The sequence below is a fragment of the Enterobacter cloacae complex sp. P29RS genome, assembly GCF_014893445.1.
Taxonomy (GTDB): domain Bacteria; phylum Pseudomonadota; class Gammaproteobacteria; order Enterobacterales; family Enterobacteriaceae; genus Enterobacter; species Enterobacter intestinihominis.
Genome location: NZ_JADBPZ010000008.1, coordinates 1 through 21,144, shown reverse-complemented (window position 1 = coordinate 21,144; position 21,144 = coordinate 1). Strand labels below are relative to the sequence as shown.

Annotated in this window: 18 protein-coding genes and 5 tRNA genes; 15 read left to right on the top strand and 8 right to left on the bottom strand. The window is 55.2% G+C overall.

The window, feature by feature from the left end; translation table 11 throughout:
- Nucleotides 1-7 precede the first annotated feature (7 nt).
- The 5 genes from IM282_RS07690 to IM282_RS07670 form a co-directional block, all read right to left on the bottom strand.
- Nucleotides 8-1,288, bottom strand: coding sequence for an MFS transporter (locus tag IM282_RS07690; protein WP_001089079.1), 1,281 nt, complete (start codon nucleotides 1,286-1,288; stop codon nucleotides 8-10).
- A gap of 117 nt (nucleotides 1,289-1,405) precedes the next feature.
- Nucleotides 1,406-2,344, bottom strand: coding sequence for a sugar kinase (locus tag IM282_RS07685; protein ID WP_192970291.1), 939 nt, complete (start codon nucleotides 2,342-2,344; stop codon nucleotides 1,406-1,408).
- A gap of 3 nt (nucleotides 2,345-2,347) precedes the next feature.
- Entirely contained in the window at nucleotides 2,348-3,097 is a 750-nt protein-coding gene (locus IM282_RS07680) for a sugar phosphate isomerase/epimerase (RefSeq protein ID WP_023305240.1), read from the bottom strand.
- Nucleotides 3,098-3,199: 102 nt separating this feature from the next.
- On the bottom strand, nucleotides 3,200-4,216 hold the full coding sequence (locus tag IM282_RS07675; protein WP_023305241.1) for a LacI family DNA-binding transcriptional regulator: 1,017 nt from the start codon (nucleotides 4,214-4,216) through the stop codon (nucleotides 3,200-3,202).
- A gap of 158 nt (nucleotides 4,217-4,374) precedes the next feature.
- Nucleotides 4,375-5,037: an OmpA family lipoprotein gene (locus IM282_RS07670; RefSeq protein WP_022646688.1), complete on the bottom strand. Its 663-nt coding sequence runs from the start codon at nucleotides 5,035-5,037 to the stop codon at nucleotides 4,375-4,377.
- Between the two features lie 122 nt (nucleotides 5,038-5,159).
- Here IM282_RS07670 and IM282_RS07665 point away from each other — a divergent pair, with 122 nt between their 5' ends.
- On the top strand, nucleotides 5,160-7,529 hold the full coding sequence (locus IM282_RS07665; protein WP_048965801.1) for a molybdopterin guanine dinucleotide-containing S/N-oxide reductase: 2,370 nt from the start codon (nucleotides 5,160-5,162) through the stop codon (nucleotides 7,527-7,529).
- Here the strand turns inward: IM282_RS07665 and IM282_RS07660 are convergent.
- Together IM282_RS07660 and tag are read right to left on the bottom strand one after the other, a co-directional pair.
- On the bottom strand, nucleotides 7,498-7,938 hold the full coding sequence (locus tag IM282_RS07660; protein WP_022646690.1) for an N-acetyltransferase: 441 nt from the start codon (nucleotides 7,936-7,938) through the stop codon (nucleotides 7,498-7,500). The genes IM282_RS07665 and IM282_RS07660 overlap by 32 nt on opposite strands.
- Nucleotides 7,916-8,497, bottom strand: coding sequence for a DNA-3-methyladenine glycosylase I (gene tag, locus IM282_RS07655; protein WP_032626511.1), 582 nt, complete (start codon nucleotides 8,495-8,497; stop codon nucleotides 7,916-7,918). The genes IM282_RS07660 and tag overlap by 23 nt, the downstream gene beginning before the upstream one ends.
- Before the next feature lie 160 nt (nucleotides 8,498-8,657).
- Here tag and IM282_RS07650 point away from each other — a divergent pair, with 160 nt between their 5' ends.
- From IM282_RS07650 to dppF, 9 genes are all read left to right on the top strand, one after another.
- Nucleotides 8,658-9,200, top strand: coding sequence for a lipase (locus tag IM282_RS07650; protein WP_192970290.1), 543 nt, complete (start codon nucleotides 8,658-8,660; stop codon nucleotides 9,198-9,200).
- Between the two features lie 236 nt (nucleotides 9,201-9,436).
- Nucleotides 9,437-10,639 carry an MFS transporter gene (locus IM282_RS07645; protein WP_023299065.1) on the top strand — a complete coding sequence of 401 codons (1,203 nt, stop codon included), beginning with the start codon at nucleotides 9,437-9,439 and terminating at the stop codon, nucleotides 10,637-10,639.
- A gap of 239 nt (nucleotides 10,640-10,878) precedes the next feature.
- Nucleotides 10,879-12,573, top strand: a complete 1,695-nt coding sequence (gene eptB, locus IM282_RS07640; protein ID WP_022646694.1) for a kdo(2)-lipid A phosphoethanolamine 7''-transferase — start codon at nucleotides 10,879-10,881, stop codon at nucleotides 12,571-12,573.
- A gap of 91 nt (nucleotides 12,574-12,664) precedes the next feature.
- Nucleotides 12,665-12,741: transfer RNA gene (locus tag IM282_RS07635), tRNA-Pro, on the top strand.
- A 621-nt stretch (nucleotides 12,742-13,362) separates the two neighbouring features.
- Nucleotides 13,363-14,970 carry a dipeptide ABC transporter periplasmic-binding protein DppA gene (dppA, locus tag IM282_RS07630; protein WP_022646695.1) on the top strand — a complete coding sequence of 536 codons (1,608 nt, stop codon included), beginning with the start codon at nucleotides 13,363-13,365 and terminating at the stop codon, nucleotides 14,968-14,970.
- 161 nt (nucleotides 14,971-15,131) lie between these two features.
- Nucleotides 15,132-16,151, top strand: a complete 1,020-nt coding sequence (dppB, locus tag IM282_RS07625; RefSeq protein ID WP_022646696.1) for a dipeptide ABC transporter permease DppB — start codon at nucleotides 15,132-15,134, stop codon at nucleotides 16,149-16,151.
- 9 nt (nucleotides 16,152-16,160) lie between these two features.
- A complete protein-coding gene (gene dppC, locus IM282_RS07620; protein WP_022646697.1) occupies nucleotides 16,161-17,063 on the top strand; it encodes a dipeptide ABC transporter permease DppC in 903 nt (300 codons plus the stop codon).
- 10 nt (nucleotides 17,064-17,073) lie between these two features.
- Nucleotides 17,074-18,057, top strand: a complete 984-nt coding sequence (gene dppD, locus IM282_RS07615; RefSeq protein ID WP_010426220.1) for a dipeptide ABC transporter ATP-binding protein — start codon at nucleotides 17,074-17,076, stop codon at nucleotides 18,055-18,057.
- Nucleotides 18,054-19,052, top strand: coding sequence for a dipeptide ABC transporter ATP-binding subunit DppF (dppF, locus tag IM282_RS07610; protein ID WP_022646698.1), 999 nt, complete (start codon nucleotides 18,054-18,056; stop codon nucleotides 19,050-19,052). The genes dppD and dppF overlap by 4 nt, the downstream gene beginning before the upstream one ends.
- A 43-nt stretch (nucleotides 19,053-19,095) precedes the next feature.
- On the opposite strand, the gene coaA is transcribed toward dppF, so the two are convergent.
- Complete coding sequence (gene coaA / locus IM282_RS07605) at nucleotides 19,096-20,046, bottom strand: type I pantothenate kinase (protein WP_032622068.1); 951 nt, start codon at nucleotides 20,044-20,046, stop codon at nucleotides 19,096-19,098.
- Nucleotides 20,047-20,363: 317 nt separating this feature from the next.
- On the opposite strand from coaA, the gene IM282_RS07600 reads away from it, so the two are divergent.
- From IM282_RS07600 to IM282_RS07580, 5 genes are all read left to right on the top strand, one after another.
- Nucleotides 20,364-20,439: transfer RNA gene (locus IM282_RS07600), tRNA-Thr, on the top strand.
- 8 nt (nucleotides 20,440-20,447) lie between these two features.
- Nucleotides 20,448-20,532: transfer RNA gene (locus IM282_RS07595), tRNA-Tyr, on the top strand.
- A gap of 116 nt (nucleotides 20,533-20,648) precedes the next feature.
- A tRNA-Gly gene (locus tag IM282_RS07590) sits at nucleotides 20,649-20,723 on the top strand.
- Nucleotides 20,724-20,729: 6 nt separating this feature from the next.
- Nucleotides 20,730-20,805: transfer RNA gene (locus IM282_RS07585), tRNA-Thr, on the top strand.
- 118 nt (nucleotides 20,806-20,923) lie between these two features.
- Nucleotides 20,924-21,144 (top strand): GTP-binding protein (locus IM282_RS07580; RefSeq protein WP_000031665.1); only part of this gene is annotated, 221 nt, incomplete at its 3' end.

Below are 21,144 nucleotides of genomic sequence, written 5' to 3'. Positions count from 1 at the left end.
AAAGGATTCAGGCGTGGCGTGCGCCGACGGGTAGCTGTTGATTATTAGCAGGCTTAACGATCAGAGTAAGCCATACCGAGGCAAAAAGCGCCACCCCCATAAAGATGTAAGAAGCTGAAGGGCTGCCGGTGGCGCCGTTCAGATAGCCCACAAACCACGAGCCAAAGAACGAACCCAGCGCACCCATACTGTTGATCAGCGCCATCGCGCCCCCTGCGACGTTACGCGGCAGCATTTCCGGGATGATGGCAAAGAACGGACCATAGGGGGCATACATGGCCGCACCCGCAATCACCAGCAGCGTATACGAGGCCCAGAAGTGGTTCGCGCCTACGGCCCAGGAACCAATGAAGGCAAAAGCAGCGATCAGCAGGAGTGGCCAGACGAACAGCTTACGGTTTTGCAGCTTGTCCGATGCCCAGGAGACGATAATCATCGCGATGGTTGCAGCCAGGTAAGGCACTGATGACAGCCAGCCCACTTCCACCATGCCAAGGTTTTCACCGCCGCTGCGGATAATCGACGGCAGCCACAGAACAAAGCCGTACACGCCAATACTCCAGGTAAAATACTGTGCGCATAGCAGAATAACGTTCCGGGAGCGGAAGGCTTCGCCGTAGTTACGCACCGCTTTCAGCCCCTGCTGCTCTTTATCCAGCTGCGCCTGGAGTGCGGCTTTTTCGTCTTCAGAAAGCCATTTTGCCTGGGCTGGCTTATCTTTCACCAGCACCCACCAGCAGAAGGCCCAGATAATCGCGGGAACCCCTTCGATGATGAACATCTCGCGCCAGCCGAAGGACTGGATCAGATAGCCGGAAACCACCGACATCCACAGCACGGTGACCGGGTTACCGAGTATCAGGAACGTATTGGCACGTGAACGCTCAGATTTTGTGAACCAGTTGCTGATGTAAATCAGCATTGCTGGCATGACGGCCGCCTCAACCACGCCGAGAATAAAGCGAATAGCCGCCAGAGCAGGAATGTTATTCACCACGCCAGTAAGCGATGCACATGCACCCCATAAGATCAGGCAGATGAAAATGAGCTTTCGCACGCTGCGGCGTTCAGCGTAAATCGCGCCGGGGATCTGGAAGAAGAAATAACCCAGGAAGAAGAGGGCGCCCAGCAGGGAGGAAACCCCTTTGGTGATCCCGAGGTCTTCGTTGATCCCGGCGGCGGATGCAAAACTGAAGTTGGCACGATCCAGGTACGCCAGGCTGTACGTGATAAACACGATTGGCATGATGTACCACCAGCGTTTTACTGCATTGGTCGAACTGTTCATAGGCTTGCCTCTGTTGTTGAGGTTGTTGCCGCCGTTGTCTGTAGGGTACACGGTGGCTTAATTATCTGGTGCGGATTGCTGCCCTCACCCTGGCCCTCTCCCACAGGGAGAGGGAATTCAGACTCCGAGCTCTGCTCGTGTTGGTAATCCTTCGCTGTCGCCCTGCACCTGAATCGCCAGCGAACCAATTTTGTTGCCTCGCGCCACGGCCTGCGACAGCGGTTTGCCCTCCAGCAGGGCGCTGATGATCCCGACGGCAAACCCATCGCCCGCACCCACGGTATCGACCACGTTATCGACTTTTACCGCAGCGACGGCGCCTTGCTCGCCGTCGGCAGTTTTGAACCATGCACCGTCAGCACCGGTTTTCAGCACCACAGCTTTTACTCCTTTGTTGAGGTAAAAATCAGCAATGCCTTCCGGCGTGCTCTCGCCAGTGAGGATCATTCCCTCTTTTACCCCCGGCAGTACCCAGTCCGCCTGAAACGCCAGTCGGTTGAGTTTCTCAACCATCTCCGCTTCGCTTTTCCACAGCACCGGACGCAGGTTCGGATCAAAGGAGATCGTTTTGCCCTGCGCTTTCATTGCCGAAGCGGCATGATCGAGTAAATCGTACGAACTGGCCGAGAGTGCCGCCGCCACGCCGCTCAGGTGCAGGTGGCGCGCAGAGGAGAAATACGCGGCGTGATAATCATCCACGGAGAGATGGCTTGCCGCTGAGCCTTTACGGAAATACTCCACGATGGGATCGGTTCCATTTTCAACTTTACATTTCAGCTGAAAGCCCGTCGGGAAGCGTCCGTCGAGAGTTACGCCTGCGGCATCAATGCCCTCTTTTTTCAGCGAGTCGAGTACGAAATGGCCAAAGCTGTCATTTCCCACGCGGCTTACCCAGCCAACATTCAGCCCCAGCCGCGCAAGGCCGGTACCAACATTCAGCTCAGCACCTGCAACGCGTTTGATAAAGTGCTCCACTGCGCTCAGCTCGCCTGTTTCGGTGGCGACAAACATCGCCATGGCCTCGCCGATGGTGATGACATCCAGCGTCTTGTGCATGGTTTACTCCTCGCGCAGCAGGTTGACGTAATGGCGGGTGACGGCGGTGAGATCCGTCCCTTCCAGCGGAAATTCGATACCGCGTGGCGCATCGGCAGGGAGTTGATTAAGCAGATCCCGCCAGCGAGAATCGGTCTGATCCGGCGCGACGGCGCGGAATTGCGCCTTATGCGGGACCGCGGCCTTCACATGAATGTAGCTCACGGCGGGAGCCAACTGACGTGCAGCCTCTTCCGGGGAGTCGCCAACCCACAGCCAGTTGCCCATATCGAACGTCAGCGTGACCGGCAGCGCCATTACCCGGCAGGCGGCTTTGAAGCGCTGCATCGGAGCGAGCTGACCGCAGTCGGTCTGGTCGTTTTCCACCACCAGCGTCATGCCGCTTTCATCCAGCAGTACGCGCAGGGCTTCAAGCGGTTGTTTGTCGCTGAAATGGCCCAGCGAGACTTTAAGCCACAGCGCGTTCAGGGTGCTGGCTTCGCTAAGGTAGCGCGGAAGATCCGGGTTGAGGGTTCCATCGGGCATAAACAGGGGGGCCGGGGCGGAGTAGCACGCCAGTAAACCCAGCAGTTCAATGGACTCGCCGAGCGCAGGCAGGGCCATTAACTCGTCGCTGCTGAAGAGCTCGCGGCGGATTTCAACGCCATCAGCCCCTGCGCCGGCAATAACGGGAAGCATCGCCCGTTGACCGCCTGCTTGTCGCACCTGATCCGCGCCATACGCGGCGGTGACCACCATAATTTTCCTGCTCATTTCCTGACTCCAGGGCGTAATCGATAGTATTACGCTAGATGGAACCGGTTCCAAAGAAAAGATCGGGATGCTGAATTTATGATCGCTGTCACGAAGGGGAAATTAACGGGCAGTAGAGCCGCGAACGATCAGCTCGCCAGAAAAAACCTGCTCGCGTACGGCGTCGCGGGTGCCTTCAATGCGGCGAACCACTTGTTCAACCGCGGCATAGCCGATCTGCCAGGTGGGTTGTTTGAGGGTGGTAATGCCTACGCCAGCAAGTTCAGCCCACTCCAGTTCATCAAAGCCGAGTAAGCCGATGTCGCTGCCCCAGTGCAGGCCAATGCGTTTAAGCGAGCGGGCAACCTGAAGCGTCAGCGCCCCGTTCGCGGAGATCACCGCTTTGCGCATACCCCGATGGCGGGTATGGAACTGGCGCAGGGTATTATCCAGCTGACCGGCTTCATGGAGGGAGATTTCGGCATTTTCGGCGATCACACCGGGATAACGCGCCAGCGTGGCACGAAATGCAGCCAGGCGGTCGCGGCGGGTGTTAACCATACCCAGCGGTTCGCTCAGGAACAAAATGGCTTCGAAACCCTGTTCAATCAGATGTTCGGTAGCAGTGGTGGCCGCCTGGGTGTTATCCAGCCCGACCACATCGCAGGCAAATTCCGGGATTTTGCGGTCAATAAGCACCATCGGCAGCGACGATTGTTGCAGGCGATTCAGTCCCTCTTCGCGCATCCCGACGGCATTGACCACGATCCCTTCCACCTGATAGCTGCGCAGCAGATCGAGGTAGTGCAACTCCTGATCAACTTCGTTATTGGTGTTACAGACCAGCGGGGTAAAGCCTTTCTCACGGCACGCCGCCTCAATGCCGCTGAGGACGTTAACGGAGTAAGGGTTGGTGATATCGGCGATGATGAGGCCAATCAGACGGGTACGACCCCGCTTGAGGCCGCGCGCCATCAGGCTGGGACGGTAGTCGAGATCGGCAATGGCCTGTTCAATTCGCGCCAGCAGCGCATCGGAAAGCAGGTGTTTCTCGCCGTTGAGGTAGCGTGAAATGCTGGTTTTACCGGTTTTGGCGGCTTTCGCCACGTCGCTGATGGTGGCCCGGGTTGGTTTGCTCATCGCTGATTTCCCTGAATTTAGTGAGAATACCTTAACGGGAAAATCTGACGAATCAAGCAATTTGCCGGGTGGCGGCCTGATGCCCTCACCCCAACCCTCTCCCACGGGAGAGGGCGCAAACACTAAAAACGGCAACGGGGTTGCCGTTTTGCTTTTACCTACTGCACAGGGCTCAACGTAATCTCAACGCGGCGGTTCTGCGCTTTGCCTTCCGCCGTGCTGTTGCTGGCGATCGGGTTAGCCGGACCCATGCCGCTGGTGCGGATGCGGTTCGCTTCTACGCCCTGGGTGATCAGCGAGCTGGCCACGGAATCGGCACGCTGCTGCGACAGACGCATGTTCAGATCCTGGCTGCCGGTACTGTCGGTGTAGCCAATCACGTTCACGGCAGTTTTGTTGTACTCTTTCAGCACCGCGGCCACGCCGGTCAGGGTGTTCGCGCCTGCGGGTTTCAGCGTCGCGCTGCTGCTGTCAAAGGTCACGTTGTTTGGCATGTTCAGGATGATGTTGTCACCGCTGCGCGTCACGCTCACGCCTGTACCTTTCATTTTGTCACGGAGTTTTGCTTCCTGCACATCCATGTAATAACCCACGCCGCCGCCCAGGGCTGCGCCTGCCGCTGCGCCAATCAGCGCACCTTTACCGCGATCTTTCTTGGAGGAGGAGAGTGCGCCAACGCCAGCGCCCACCAGGGAACCAATACCCGCGCCAATGCCGGATTTACCCGCTTCGCGTTCGCCGGTGTAAGGGTTGGTTGTGCAGCCTGAAACAGCCAGTGCACCGCTCACCAGAGCGGCAATAACGAGTACGCGTTTTTTCATCTTATTTCCTTAATCCTTTTTATTCTTTGCCACGACGGACGTGGCAGTGGATTATGACGTCCGAATACGGAGAAAATTCAGTGTATAACTCTGAAATTTGTCACAAACGATAAACTGCCTCAATGAAAGGCCGTCATACCTGCACGCAACCAGGAGCGCACGCTTTGAGCACCTCAACAAAAACCATTCTGACCGCCGCCCACTGGGGGCCGATGCTGGTCGAAACCGATGGCGACACCGTGCTGTCGTCTCGCGGGGCTTTGCCTTCGCGCCATCTCAACTCTTTACAGACCGTCGTTCGCGATCAGGTACATAGCAAAACTCGCGTACGCTGGCCGATGGTGCGTAAAGGCTTTCTGGCATCACCGGATAAACCGCAAGGTATTCGCGGGCAGGATGAGTTCGTGCGCGTGAGCTGGGACGATGCCCTGGCGCTGATCCATACGCAGCATAAACGCATCCGCGACAGCTATGGCCCGTCGTCCATTTTTGCCGGCTCCTATGGCTGGCGCTCAAACGGCGTGCTGCATAAGGCCGCAACCCTGCTGCAACGTTATATGAGCCTGGCCGGAGGATATACCGGCCATCTGGGTGATTACTCGACCGGCGCGGCGCAGGCGATCATGCCGTATGTCGTGGGCGGGAATGAGGTTTATCAGCAGCAGACCAGCTGGCCGCTGGTGCTGGAGCATACAGAGGTGGTGGTGCTGTGGAGCGCCAACCCGCTCAATACCCTTAAAATTGCCTGGAATGCGTCCGACGAGCAGGGCGTTTCCTACTTCGATGCGCTGCGCAAAAGCGGCAAGCGCATCATCTGTATCGATCCGATGCGTTCTGAAACGCTTGATTTCTTCGGCGACAGCGCCGAGTGGATCGCGCCGCATATGGGCACCGACGTGGCGATGATGCTGGGTATCGCCCACACCCTGGTGGAGAAGGGCTGGCACGACACGGAATTTCTGACGCGCTGCACAACGGGGTTCGATAAATTTGCCGACTATCTGACGGGCAAAACCGACGGTATCGCCAAAACCGCAGAGTGGGCTGCGGCGATTTGCGGCGTTGATGCCGCTAAAATCCGCGAACTGGCAGCGTTATTCCATAGCCATGTCACGATGCTCATGTCCGGATGGGGGATGCAGCGCCAGCAGTTTGGCGAGCAGAAGCACTGGATGCTGGTGACGCTCGCCGCGATGCTTGGGCAGATTGGCACACCCGGCGGCGGTTTTGGCCTTTCCTATCACTTTGCCAACGGCGGTAACCCGACGCGTAAAGCGGCGGTGCTGGCGTCCATGCAGGGCTCGGTGCAGGGGGGCGTGGACGCTGTGGATAAAATTCCGGTGGCACGCATTGTTGAAGCTCTGGAGAACCCCGGCGGGTTTTATCAGCACAACGGTCAGGATCGCCATTTCCCGGATATTAAGTTTGTCTGGTGGGCGGGTGGGGCCAACTTCACCCATCACCAGGATACCAACCGCCTGATCCGCGCCTGGCAGAAACCGGAGCTGGTGGTGATCTCGGAGTGCTTCTGGACCGCGTCAGCGAAACATGCCGATATCGTTTTGCCCGCCACGACCTCGTTCGAGCGTAACGATCTCACCATGACGGGGGATTACAGCAACCAGCATATGGTGCCGATGAAGCGCGTAGTGGCTCCCCGGGATGAAGCGCGGGATGATTTTGACGTCTTTGCTGACCTGAGTGAATTATGGGAAGCGGGCGGACGGGAGCGTTTCACCGAGGGCAAAACGGATCTGCAATGGCTGGAAACGTTTTACCAGATTGCCTGCCAGCGCGGGGCTGCGCAGGGCGTGACGCTGCCGCCATTTGCTGAGTTCTGGGAGGCGAATCAACTCTTCGAAATGCCGGAAAGCGAGCAGAACGCGCGGTTTGTGCGCTTTGCTGACTTCCGTCGCGATCCGGAGAATAACCCGTTAAAAACCGAAAGCGGGAAGATTGTGATCCACAGCGAGCGCATCGCCAGCTTTGGCTACGCGGACTGCCCGCCGCACCCGGCGTGGCTGGAGCCGGACGAATGGCATGGCAATGCGCAGCCGGGGCAGCTTCAGCTGCTGTCTGCCCATCCTGCCCATCGTCTGCACAGCCAGCTCAACTATTCGGCTCTGCGCGAGCAGTATGCGGTGGCGGGTCGTGAGCCGATCGCGCTGAATAGCGACGATGCAAAGGCGCGGGGGATTAACGACGGCGATCTCGTTCGCGTCTGGAACGCACGCGGGCAGGTGCTGGCTGGCGCCGTGGTGAGTGACGGGATCCGCCCAGGCGTGTTCTGCATTCATCAGGGAGCATGGCCGGATCTGGCGCTGGACGAGGGCGGTATTTGTAAGAACGGCGCCGTAAACGTGCTGACCAAAGATCTCCCCAGCTCGAAGCTGGGGAATGGCTGTGCGGGGAATACGGCGCTGGCATGGGTGGAGAAATATGAGGGGCCGGCGCTTCCCCTTACGGCATTTGATCCGCCTGCCAGCTCATGATCCACGTCGGGTGTTGGGTATCATCCTGCCAGGCGCTGTCTTCGATGCGAAAACCCTGAGCATGATAGAAATTCACCGCCCGCACGTTTTTCTGATACACCTCCAGGGTTAAATACGGGTAGTGCTGCTGAACATAGTTCAGCAGCGCACGCCCGATCCCCCTTCCGATGAACGCCGGGGCGACAAACAACGCCCCCACGAACTGGAACTGCATGACGCTGATAAAACCGCACAGGGTACCGTTTTCCTCCCAGACCCAGGTCTCGGCGGCGGGAAGGTAATCATCCCGCACTACCGCTTCATTCGCTTGCCAGTAACTTGCGTCGATAAACGGATGCGCCTCGGTGGTGCTCTCCAGCCACAGACTCAAAAGCGGAGCGGTATCCTCACTTTGCCATTTGCGGATCATGGTGGCCCTCCGGGTGGCAGAAGCAGCCCTTAATATGGTCATTGACCAGCCCGCAGGCCTGCATAAAGGAGTAACAGATGGTGGTGCCCACAAACTTAAAGCCGCGTTTTTTCAGCGCTTTTGACAGGGCATCTGAGGCGGGGGTCGACGTTGGGATCTCTGCAAGCGTGGCGGCTTGCGTCACCTTCGGCTCGTTATCCACAAACGACCAGACAAAAGCTGAGAAGGGTTCGCCGTTTTGCTCCATCGCCAGATAAGCACGCGCGTTACCAATAATGGCCTGAATTTTACCGCAATGGCGGATGATACCGGTATCCAGAACCAGCCTTTCCACGTCTTCGTCGGTCATGGCGGCCACCGCAACCGGATCGAAATGGTGGAAGGCCTTGCGATAGTTCTCACGCTTTTTCAGAACGGTGATCCACGACAGCCCGGCCTGCTGGCCTTCAAGGCAAATCATTTCAAACAGTTTTTTACCGTCGGTTTCCGGCACGCCCCATTCCTTGTCGTGATAATCGATATAAAGCTGATCCTGGCTTACCCAGCCGCAACGTTGCATAGGTCATCTCCCTTCCTGATACGGTAAACGCAAAAATTTCAATCTGCCCGGCTTGACGTGTTTGCTAAAGAGACAATAGTTAATACAGGGCTATACGCCCTAATACCTCTTCGAACAATGACATATATCGCCGAACTCGGCTCTTTCTGGAGTCGCTTTGATGATGTTAAAAAAAATCAGTGGTCGCCATGCTGCTTCTGGCCTGGTGGGTGTCTCAGCCTGCCTGCTTATATGTAACACCGCTTTTGCGTGGCAACAGGAATATATCGTTTCAGATGCACAAAGTAATACGACGGAACGCTATACATGGGACGCCGATCACCAACCTCGTTATGAAGATATTCTCGCGGAGCGTATCAACCATTCGCAGAATGCTGCGGGCTTTGCCCTGAACGACCCATCCGGTTCAGATGCGGAAACCGTTCTGAGCGTTGGCTGGAATTTTCCCGTGGCGGGACATTTTACCACCGGCCCCGTCATGGCGTGGCGCACTGATGGCGCTCTCCCTGCAACGGTGAATGCATTTGGTGAGGCAACTACCACGCAGCCGCTTACCGCTCCCCTCTGGCATGCCAGCGTGAACTCGTTGGGGTGGCGCGTTGATACGCAGTATGGTGATTTACATCCCTGGGCGAAGATCAGCTACAACCAGCAGTCGGAGGAAGAATATTTGTACACCCTGGGCTTAAGCGCCAAATTTTAGGATTGTTACTTTTTTAAACGCTGCGGTAACATATTTAATACAATAACGGCGCGGGCTGTGGTGATAGTGGTCACTCACCTTTAAGCGTTTTCTTTTCCGGCAAGGTCATTCATTCCCGCTTCCAGGCATTTCATTCCGTATCTCCTGCATTTCATGCCGTTTTACCCCTGGCGTTTTGGGGTTTTGTTTATCGTGTCCTCAGCGAACTTCCTTAATTTCTCTTGCAGGACACTGCCATGAACACATCAACTTATAACCGCACGCGTTGGCTGACGCTTTTCGGCACCATCGTTACCCAGTTCGCACTGGGCTCGGTCTATACCTGGAGCCTGTTTAACAGCGCCCTGTCCGATAAGCTCGGCGCACCGATAAGCCAGGTGGCATTCTCCTTCGGCTTGCTGAGCCTTGGATTAGCGATTTCCTCTTCCGTGGCGGGCAAACTTCAGGAGCGCTTCGGCGTGAAGCGCGTAACCATGGCCTCCGGGATCCTGCTGGGCGTGGGCTTCTTCCTGACGGCACATTCAAACAACCTGATGATGCTGTGGCTAAGCGCCGGGGTGCTGGTGGGTCTGGCGGACGGCGCAGGTTATCTGCTGACGCTGTCTAACTGCGTGAAGTGGTTCCCGGAGCGTAAAGGGCTTATCTCCGCGTTTGCCATTGGTTCATATGGCCTGGGCAGCCTGGGGTTCAAATTCATTGACTCCCATCTGCTGGCCTCGGTTGGGCTTGAGAAAACCTTTATGATCTGGGGCGTGATTGTGCTGGTAATGATCCTCTTCGGCGCCACGCTGATGAAAGATGCGCCGCAGCAGGAAGTGAAAACCGTTAACGGCGTGGTGGAGAACGATTTCACCCTCGCTCAGTCCATGCGTAAGCCGCAGTACTGGATGCTGGCGGTGATGTTCCTGACGGCCTGCATGAGCGGTCTGTATGTCATCGGTGTGGCGAAAGATATCGCGCAGGGGATGGTAAAACTGGACGCGGCGACGGCGGCGAACGCGGTAACGGTCATCTCCATCGCTAACCTCTCGGGTCGTCTGGTACTGGGTATCCTGTCTGACAAAATCGCCCGTATCCGTGTGATTACGCTGGGGCAGGTCATCTCCCTGGTGGGTATGGCAGCACTGCTGTTCGCTCCGCTGAACGAGGCGACATTCTTTGCAGCAATTGCCTGCGTAGCCTTTAACTTTGGCGGCACTATTACCGTCTTCCCGTCACTGGTGAGCGAGTTCTTCGGCCTGAACAACCTGGCGAAAAACTACGGCGTCATTTATCTCGGCTTCGGTATCGGCAGTATTTGCGGTTCACTGATTGCCTCGCTGTTTGGCGGCTTCTACGTGACCTTCTGCGTGATATTCGCTTTGCTGATTATTTCGCTGGCGCTGTCCACCACGATCCGTCAGCCGCAGCGCGAACTGTATAAAGAAGCGCATGTATGATGCGATGAAAAGAGGCCGCAGGGCCTCTTTTATTTATTTCTAAATCGCTTCCGGACTTGCTATTTTGTAAAAATCTTCATCGATTCACATTCTCTGCTGCCACTTTTCTTCCCTGCTGTGGTCTACTTATCGCGCTTGTAGACGTTTCTGATAACGGTTTCTCTCGCATCTACTTACTCTGTCAGCTTTCTCACTGAGATTCGGCGGGTTTTTATACCCCTTCCCCCAGGGTTGTTTGCATGAAATATATTAGGTCTCTTACCCAGCAAAGATTGTGTCTGATGCTGGCTGTCTATATCGGTTTGTTTCTGAATGGCGCGGTGCTGTTCAGACGAGTGGAAGGTTATTTCGAACACCTCACTGTAAGAAATGGAATTTTTGCCGCGATTGAAGTGTTTGGCTCAATTCTGGCGACCTTCTTCCTGTTACGCCTGCTCTCTCTCTTTGGCCGTCGTACATGGCAAATTCTGGCCTCGCTGGTGGTGATTATCTCCGCCGCCGCAAGCTATTACATGACATTCATGAACGTGGTCATTGGCTACGGTATTGTGGCCTCGGTGATGACCACGGACATCGACCTCTCGAAAGAGGTGGTGGGTCAAGGGTTCATCCTGTGGACGATTCTGACCTGCCTGATCCCGCTCTTCTTTATCTGGAGTAACACCTGTCGCTACACCCTGTTACGCCAGTTGCGTACCCGGGGACAGCGCATCCGCAACGTCGCCGTCGTTCTTCTGGCGGGTCTGCTGGTATGGGCGCCTATTCGCCTGATGGAAAAGCAGCAAAAACGGATCGAAAAAGCGACAGGCGTGGATATGCCAAGCTACGGCGGCGTGGTGGCTAACTCGTACCTGCCGTCTAACTGGCTGTCGGCGTTAGGTCTTTACGCCTGGGCTCAGGCGGACGAATCCAGCGATGTGAAATCGCTGATTAACCCAACCAAAAAGTTCACCTACCAGGCTCCGGCTGACGGGCTGGATGATACTTACGTGGTCTTCGTTATCGGCGAAACGACGCGCTGGGATCATATGGGTATTCTCGGTTATGACCGCGATACCACCCCGAAACTGGCGCAGGAAAAGAATCTGGTGGCATACCGCGGCTACTCCTGCGATACCGCCACGAAGCTCTCGTTGCGCTGTATGTTTGTTCGCGAGGGCGGTGCGAGTGATAACCCTCAGCGCACTCTCAAAGAGCAAAACGTATTTGCTGTTCTGAAGCAGCTTGGATTTAGCTCCGATCTGTTCGCCATGCAAAGTGAGATGTGGTTCTACACCAACACCATGGCGGATAACATCGCCTACCGCGAGCAGATTGGCGCCGAGCCGCGTAACCGCGGAAAGAACGTTGATGACATGCTGCTGCTCTCTGAGATGGAACAGTCGCTGAAAAACCATCCGCAGGGTAAGCACCTAATTGTTCTGCATACCAAAGGGTCACACTACAGCTACTATCAGCGTTACACGCGCGATTTCGCCAAATGGACGCCTGAGTGCGTCGGCATTAACAAGAACTGTAGCAAGCAGGAGTTGATCAATGCCTATGATAACTCGATTCTGTATGTGGATACCTTCCTCAGCCGGGTGATTGACCAGCTTCGCGATAAGAAAGCGATTGTGATCTACGCGGCCGACCACGGCGAGTCCATCAACGAGAAAGAGCATTTACACGGTACGCCGCGTAAGCTGGCGCCACCAGAGCAGTTCCGCGTGCCGATGATCATGTGGATGTCGGACAAGTATCTGGAAAACCCGGACAAAGCCAAAATGTTTGCCCACCTGAAACAGCAGGCAGAGATTAAGGTACCGCGCCGTCACGTTGAGCTGTACGACACTATTATGGGCTGTCTCGGCTATACCTCACCGAACGGTGGGATTAACGAAAACAACAACTGGTGTAAACTCCCTGATAACACCACAAAAGCCGCGCAGTAGCTGGTCTGGCGAGAATATCGCCAGTTGAATGGCTTTTTGAAAATAAGGGATTGACGAGGGCGCACCTCAGCAGTAAGATGCGCTCCGCATTCGGCGAGTAGCGCAGCTTGGTAGCGCAACTGGTTTGGGACCAGTGGGTCGGAGGTTCGAATCCTCTCTCGCCGACCACATTCTAAAAAGGGCTAACCGCAAGGTTAGCCCTTTTTGCATTAACGCGTTACCCCACACGAGTCCTCAAAATACCCCTTAGCCCTGCTTCCCCCTGCCTGCTTGCGGTTTTGTGACATAATCCATTGTATTTTTTTATATATAGTTTGATCTTTTTTCGCGTTGCTTATGGATAACCTCAGCATTTTTCGCTGTGCGTTTTAACGTTCGCGGTATTTAGTGCTCAGATAATCACCATTCTGTAAGAAAATTTACCCATTCTGAATAAAACTTAATCACTGGGTGTTGCGAAATAGGAAGGGGTTTGTGCTGCAACATGGCGAGTAGCATAAATTTCTCTGCTGAAAACTGGCATTCAGAGTTTTTTTAATCTTTGTTTGCGGTTTCTCACACTCCACGTAAATCCCCGCCACCTGTATTGACGTTTTCACATTCTGTTGACAGATTGTAGGGCACGAGGGGCATTTCAGGGAGGATCTGCGCTGCAACTCAAACGCTCTTCTGAAAGGATTCTCTATCCCTTTTAACGCCCTCGGGCATCACCGACCGGACCGGGTAAAAAATAAATAAAGGTCAGGCGGCGTAACACAACAAAGCAAAACATCACATTGGAGCACAATAATGAGTATTTCCTTGAAGAAGTCAGGGATGCTGAAGCTTGGTCTGAGCCTGGTGGCCATGACCGTCGCAGCAAGCGTACAGGCAAAAACCCTGGTTTACTGTTCTGAAGGCTCTCCGGAAGGCTTTAACCCACAGCTCTTTACCTCTGGTACGACTTACGACGCAAGCTCTGTACCGATCTATAACCGTCTGGTTGAATTTAAAACCGGTACCACGGAAGTGATTCCTGGCCTGGCTGAAAAGTGGGATATCAGCGAAGACGGTAAAACCTATACCTTCCACCTGCGTCAGGGCGTGAAGTGGCAGGACAGCAAAGAATTCAAACCTACGCGCGACTTTAACGCCGACGACGTAGTGTTCTCCTTCGACCGTCAAAAAAATGCCCAGAACCCGTACCATAAAGTGTCTGGCGGCAGCTATGAATACTTCGAAGGGATGGGTCTGCCAGACCTGATTGCTGAAGTGAAAAAAGTGGACGATAAAACCGTTCAGTTCGTGCTGACGCGTCCGGAAGCGCCATTCCTCGCTGACCTGGCGATGGACTTCGCCTCTATTCTCTCTAAAGAGTACGCGGACAACATGCTGAAAGCCGGCACGCCGGAAAAAGTGGACCTGAACCCAATCGGTACCGGCCCGTTCCAGCTGCTTCAGTACCAGAAAGATTCCCGTATTCTGTATAAAGCCTTCCCGGGCTACTGGGGCACCAAGCCGCAGATCGACCGTCTGGTCTTCTCCATCACGCCTGACGCATCCGTGCGTTACGCAAAATTGCAGAAAAACGAATGTCAGGTGATGCCGTATCCAAACCCGGCTGACATCGCGCGCATGAAGCAGGATAAAAATATCAACCTGATGGAGCAGGCGGGCCTGAACGTGGGTTATCTCTCCTTCAACACCGAGAAGAAACCGTTCGATGACGTGAAAGTGCGTCAGGCGCTGACCTACGCGGTGAACAAAGAAGCGATCATCAAAGCCGTTTACCAGGGCGCTGGCGTTGCGGCCAAGAACCTGATCCCACCAACCATGTGGGGCTATAACGACGACATTAAGGACTACACCTACGATCCTGAGAAAGCGAAAGCGCTGCTGAAAGAAGCGGGCCAGGATAAAGGTTTCACCGTTGAGCTGTGGGCGATGCCGGTACAGCGTCCTTACAACCCGAACGCACGTCGTATGGCGGAAATGGTTCAGGCTGACTGGGCGAAGATTGGCGTACAGGCCAAAATTGTGACCTACGAGTGGGGCGAGTACCTGAAACGCGCCAAAGCGGGCGAACACCAGGCGGTCATGATGGGCTGGACCGGCGACAACGGGGATCCGGACAACTTCTTCGCGACCCTGTTCAGCTGTGCGGCAGCGAAAGACGGTTCCAACTACTCTCGCTGGTGCTACAAGCCGTTTGAAGACCTGATCCAGCCAGCGCGTGCGACCGATGATCACAACAAACGTATCGAACTGTACAAGCAAGCGCAGGTTGTCATGCACGATCAGGCTCCGGCGCTGATTGTTGCTCACTCCACCGTGTACGAGCCAGTGCGTAAAGAAGTGAAGGGCTACGTGGTCGATCCACTGGGCAAACACCACTTCGAAAACGTGTCTGTTGAATAATAAGTAGGGTGTTCTCCCTCTCCCTGTGGGAGAGGGCAGGGGTGAGGGGCGTGCATGCATCCCCTCACCCTAACCCTCTCCCGAAGGGAGAGGGAATTTACATTTGTGAGCAATACAGACGTCACGCTACTGAGCGTGCGTCATCAGAGAGAATCCGGGTTATGTTGCAGTTCATCCTCCGACGTCTGGGACTGGTTATCCCGACGTTTATCGGTATCACCCTTCTCACTTTTGCCTTCGTCCATATGATCCCGGGTGATCCGGTGATGATTATGGCGGGCGAGCGTGGTATCTCCCCTGAACGTCATGCGCAACTGCTGGCTGAACTCGGCCTTGATAAGCCGATGTGGCAGCAGTACCTCCACTACATCTGGGGCGTATTACATGGCGATTTAGGGATTTCACTGAAAAGCCGTCTTCCGGTGTGGGACGAGTTCGTGCCGCGTTTCCAGGCGACGCTGGAACTCGGCATCTGCGCCATGATCTTCGCGACCGCGGTGGGGATTCCCGTCGGCGTGCTGGCTGCCGTTAAGCGTGGCTCTATTTTCGACCACACCGCCGTTGGCCTGGCACTGACCGGCTACTCCATGCCTATCTTCTGGTGGGGCATGATGCTGATCATGCTGGTCTCGGTGCAGTGGAACCTGACGCCGGTCTCCGGACGTGTCAGCGATATGGTTTTCCTTGACGACACCAACCCGTTAACCGGCTTTATGCTGATTGATACGGCGATCTGGGGCGAAGAGGGCAACTTCATTGATGCGGTTGCGCACATGATCCTGCCTGCAATGGTGCTGGGCACCATCCCACTTGCGGTGATCGTGCGTATGACTCGTTCCTCCATGCTGGAAGTGCTGGGCGAAGATTATATTCGTACTGCCCGCGCTAAAGGTCTGACCCGTATGCGCGTCATCATCATTCATGCCCTGCGTAACGCCATGCTGCCGGTGGTGACCGTTATCGGTTTGCAGGTCGGTACGCTGCTGGCTGGGGCGATCCTGACCGAAACCATCTTCTCCTGGCCAGGCCTTGGACGCTGGCTGATTGATGCGCTGCAACGCCGTGACTATCCGGTTGTGCAGGGCGGTGTATTGCTGGTCGCGACGATGATTATCCTCGTCAACCTGCTGGTCGATTTGCTGTACGGCGTGGTGAACCCGCGTATTCGTCATAAGAAGTAAGGGGCCATCATGTCACAAGTTACTCAAAATAAAGCGGTTACCGCACCGGTGCCAATGACGCCGATGCAGGAATTCTGGCACTACTTCAAGCGCAACAAAGGCGCGGTCGTCGGGCTGGTGTATGTTTCCATCATGATCCTGATTGCGGTGTTTGCGAACTTCCTTGCGCCGTATAACCCCGCGGACCAGTTCCGTGATGCGCTGCTCGCGCCACCGGCCTGGCAGGAAGGTGGTAGCCTGACGCACCTGCTCGGTACTGATGACGTTGGCCGCGATGTGCTGTCTCGTCTGATGTACGGCGCGCGCCTCTCTCTGCTGGTTGGCTGTCTCGTTGTGGTGTTGTCGCTGATCATGGGCGTTGTGCTTGGTCTTGTGGCGGGCTACTTCGGCGGCATCGTTGATAACGTCATCATGCGTATCGTCGATATCATGCTGGCATTGCCAAGCCTTCTGCTGGCCCTGGTGCTGGTCGCGGTCTTTGGTCCTTCGATAGGCAATGCCGCGCTCGCGCTAACGTTCGTTGCGCTTCCTCACTATGTCCGATTAACCCGTGCGGCCGTGCTGGTCGAGGTGAACCGCGATTATGTAACGGCATCTCGAGTGGCGGGTGCGGGGGCGATGCGCCAGATGTTCGTCAATATTCTTCCTAACTGCCTTGCACCGCTGATTGTTCAGGCGTCGCTCGGTTTTTCTAACGCCATTCTCGATATGGCCGCTCTTGGCTTCCTTGGCATGGGTGCGCAGCCGCCAACACCGGAATGGGGCACCATGCTCTCCGACGTGTTGCAGTTCGCGCAAAGCGCCTGGTGGGTCGTCACCTTCCCGGGTCTGGCGATTCTGCTGACGGTGCTGGCATTTAACCTGATGGGTGATGGTCTGCGTGATGCACTTGATCCCAAACTGAAGCAGTAAGAGGCACGAGATGGCGTTATTAAATGTAGATAAATTATCGGTGCACTTCGGCGATGAAGGCACACCGTTTCGTGCTGTGGACCGCATCAGCTATAGCGTAAATCAGGGCGAAGTGGTTGGTATCGTTGGGGAGTCCGGTTCCGGTAAGTCAGTGAGTTCACTGGCAATCATGGGTCTGATTGACTATCCCGGCCGCGTAATGGCGGAAAGCCTGGAGTTCAATGGTCAGGATCTGCAGCGCATTTCCGAAAAACAGCGCCGCCAGCTGGTGGGAGCGGAAGTGGCGATGATCTTCCAGGACCCGATGACCAGTCTGAACCCGTGTTACACCGTGGGTTTCCAGATTATGGAAGCCATTAAGGTGCACCAGGGCGGTAACAAGCAAACCCGTCGCCAGCGCGCTATTGACCTGCTGACGCAGGTGGGTATACCCGATCCGGCATCGCGTCTGGACGTTTATCCGCACCAGTTGTCCGGTGGGATGAGTCAGCGTGTAATGATCGCGATGGCCATTGCCTGTCGTCCAAAACTGCTGATTGCCGATGAACCGACAACCGCGCTGGACGTGACCATTCAGGCGCAAATTATTGAGCTACTGCTGGAGTTGCAGCAGAAAGAGAATATGGCGCTGGTGCTGATTACGCACGATCTGGCGCTGGTGGCTGAAGCGGCACACAAAATCATTGTGATGTATGCAGGCCAGGTGGTGGAGACCGGGAGTTCACACGATATCTTCCGGGCCCCGCGTCATCCCTATACGCAGGCGCTGCTGCGCGCGCTGCCGGAGTTCGCGCAGGATAAAGCGCGTCTGGCCTCGCTGCCGGGGGTGGTACCGGGTAAATATGACCGTCCTCAGGGCTGTCTGCTTAACCCGCGCTGCCCGTATGCGACGGATAAATGCCGCGTCGACGAGCCGGAGCTGAACCTGCTAGCTGACGGACGTCAGTCGAAATGCCACTACCCACTCGATGATGCCGGGAGGCCAACACTATGAGTACGCAACAAATGCTGTTGCAGGCCATCGACCTGAAAAAACATTACCCGGTGAAGAAGGGCCTCTTTGCTCCTGAGCGCCTGGTAAAAGCGCTGGATGGTGTCTCCTTTACTCTCGAACGCGGAAAAACGCTGGCGGTGGTAGGGGAATCTGGCTGTGGGAAGTCCACGCTGGGCCGTCTGTTAACGATGATTGAAGTTCCGACTGGCGGCGAGCTTTACTATCAGGGCCAGGATCTGCTCAAGCACGATCCGCAGGCGCAGAAACTGCGCCGTCAGAAAATCCAGATTGTGTTCCAGAATCCGTATGGTTCGCTGAACCCGCGAAAAAAAGTGGGGCAGATTCTGGAAGAGCCGCTGCTGATCAACAGCAACCTGAGCAAAGAGCAGCGTCGTGAAAAAGCGCTGGCGATGATGGCGAAGGTGGGCCTGAAAACCGAGCATTACGATCGCTATCCGCATATGTTCTCTGGCGGTCAACGTCAGCGTATCGCCATCGCCCGTGGTCTGATGCTCGACCCGGACGTGGTGATTGCCGATGAACCGGTTTCGGCGCTCGACGTATCCGTGCGTGCGCAGGTGCTGAACCTGATGATGGATTTACAGCAGGATCTTGGGCTGTCGTACGTTTTCATCTCCCATGACCTGTCTGTGGTTGAGCACATTGCCGATGAGGTGATGGTGATGTATCTGGGACGCTGCGTAGAGAAGGGGACGAAAGATCAGATCTTTAATAACCCGCGTCATCCATATACTCAGGCACTACTGTCTGCGACGCCGCGACTGAACCCGGATGACCGTCGTGAGCGCATTAAGTTGACCGGCGAGTTACCAAGCCCGCTTAACCCGCCGCCGGGATGTGCGTTCAACGCCCGCTGCCGTCGCCGCTTCGGTCCGTGTACGCAGTTGCAGCCACAACTGAAAGATTATGGCGGACAGCTGGTGGCCTGCTTCGCGGTCGATCAGGATGAAAACGGCGAAAAGCCGCATGCATAAAGGAAAAAACCGGCGATTAGCCGGTTTTTTTTACGTCTGAGATCTACTTCCGTAAACGAATCTGGTCAACGGCGTGTTTCTCACTCTTGGTGAGGATCAGGCTTGCACGTTCGCGCGTCGGCAGGATGTTCTCTTTGAGGTTGACGTAGTTGATCTCATTCCACAGCCCGGTCGCCACGTTGATAGCCTCTTCTTCAGAGAGCTGAGCGTAGTTGTGGAAGTAAGAATCCGGGTCGGTGAACGCCCCTTCACGGAACTTCAGGAAGCGGTTGATATACCAGCGTTGCAACAGATCTTCAGGCGCATCCACATAAATTGAGAAATCGACGAAGTCAGAGACAAACACGTGATGCGGATCGTGAGGGTAATCCATCCCGCTTTGCAGTACGTTTAAGCCCTCCAGAATCAGGATGTCGGGCTGCACCACCGTTTTGTCACCATCCGGGATGCGGTCGTAGATCAGATGCGAGTAGACCGGTGCGGTAACGTTCGGCACGCCCGATTTTAAATCAGAGACAAACTTTACCAGGCGGTGCATATCATAAGAGAGCGGGAAGCCCTTCTTCTTCATCAGGCCGCGTTCTTTCAACACCTCATTGGGATGCAGGAAGCCGTCGGTGGTGATCAGCTCCACGCTGCGGTGTTCCGGCCAGCGGCTCAGCAGCGCCTGAAGCACGCGCGCGGTGGTACTTTTACCCACTGCCACGCTGCCCGCAATACTGATGATATAAGGAATACGTTGACCGTTCGTGCCGAGGAACTGTTCCAGTACGGCCTGACGACGCAAGTTGGAGCTGATATAAAAGTTAAGCAAGCGAGAGAGGGGGAGATAGATTTCTGCCACCTCTTCCAGGGAGAGATCTTCGTTTATCCCTTTTAGCCGTGCGATTTCACCTTCCGTCAGTGTCATAGGGACGGAGTCACGCAGGGCTGCCCACTGGCTACGGTTAAACTGAAGATAGGGCGTCATTAACGTTTGCTCTTTTTTGCTCATAAGCATGCTTCTGTGAACCATCACGAAACGGCGGGTGCGGGCTCATCACATAGTTAATTTTGGACAATGGGCAGGAGGTTAACACCAGATGAGAGGAATAATAAGAAAAAATATGGGAAAGCGATGCTTAACCGGGCAGGCATCACCCGGGGCTATAGCGTGCCGAAATCAGGCGTTCATGTTGGATTTTTAATCGCGAGCGGATGAATTTACAGCGGTTAGCCCTGGTTTCGAATAAAATGTGAGCGAAAGAACGTTTTATGCAATTTTTTAGTTGCATGACTGCGCAGGTCTCCATAGAATGCGCGCTACTTGATGCCGACTTAGCTCAGTAGGTAGAGCAACTGACTTGTAATCAGTAGGTCACCAGTTCGATTCCGGTAGTCGGCACCATCAAGTCCGGTGGGGTTCCCGAGCGGCCAAAGGGAGCAGACTGTAAATCTGCCGTCACAGACTTCGAAGGTTCGAATCCTTCCCCCACCACCACTTTCTGGCAGCGTCAACGCCGCCGGAGCTGGTTGGAAAAATTGACCAGCTCGAACAGAAAAGAGAGAAATCTCTTTTTTTGTTACAGAAAGAACTGGGTAGCCGAGTTTCAGGATGCGGGCATCGTATAATGGCTATTACCTCAGCCTTCCAAGCTGATGATGCGGGTTCGATTCCCGCTGCCCGCTCCAATACGTGCTGATATGGCTCAGTTGGTAGAGCGCACCCTTGGTAAGGGTGAGGTCCCCAGTTCGACTCTGGGTATCAGCACCACTTCACTTCTCCCTCCCTTTCTCTCTGTTTCAATGTAAATGTATTCAACAGTTCAGGCATTTTCGCCTGGTTGATGTGGTGATATCACCGATTTATCCGTGTCTTAGAGGGACAATCGATGTCTAAAGAAAAGTTTGAACGTACAAAACCGCACGTTAACGTCGGTACTATCGGCCACGTTGACCATGGTAAAACAACGCTGACCGCTGCAATCACTACCGTACTGGCTAAAACCTACGGCGGTGCTGCTCGTGCTTTCGATCAGATCGATAACGCACCAGAAGAAAAAGCTCGTGGTATCACCATCAACACCTCTCACGTTGAGTATGACACCCCGAC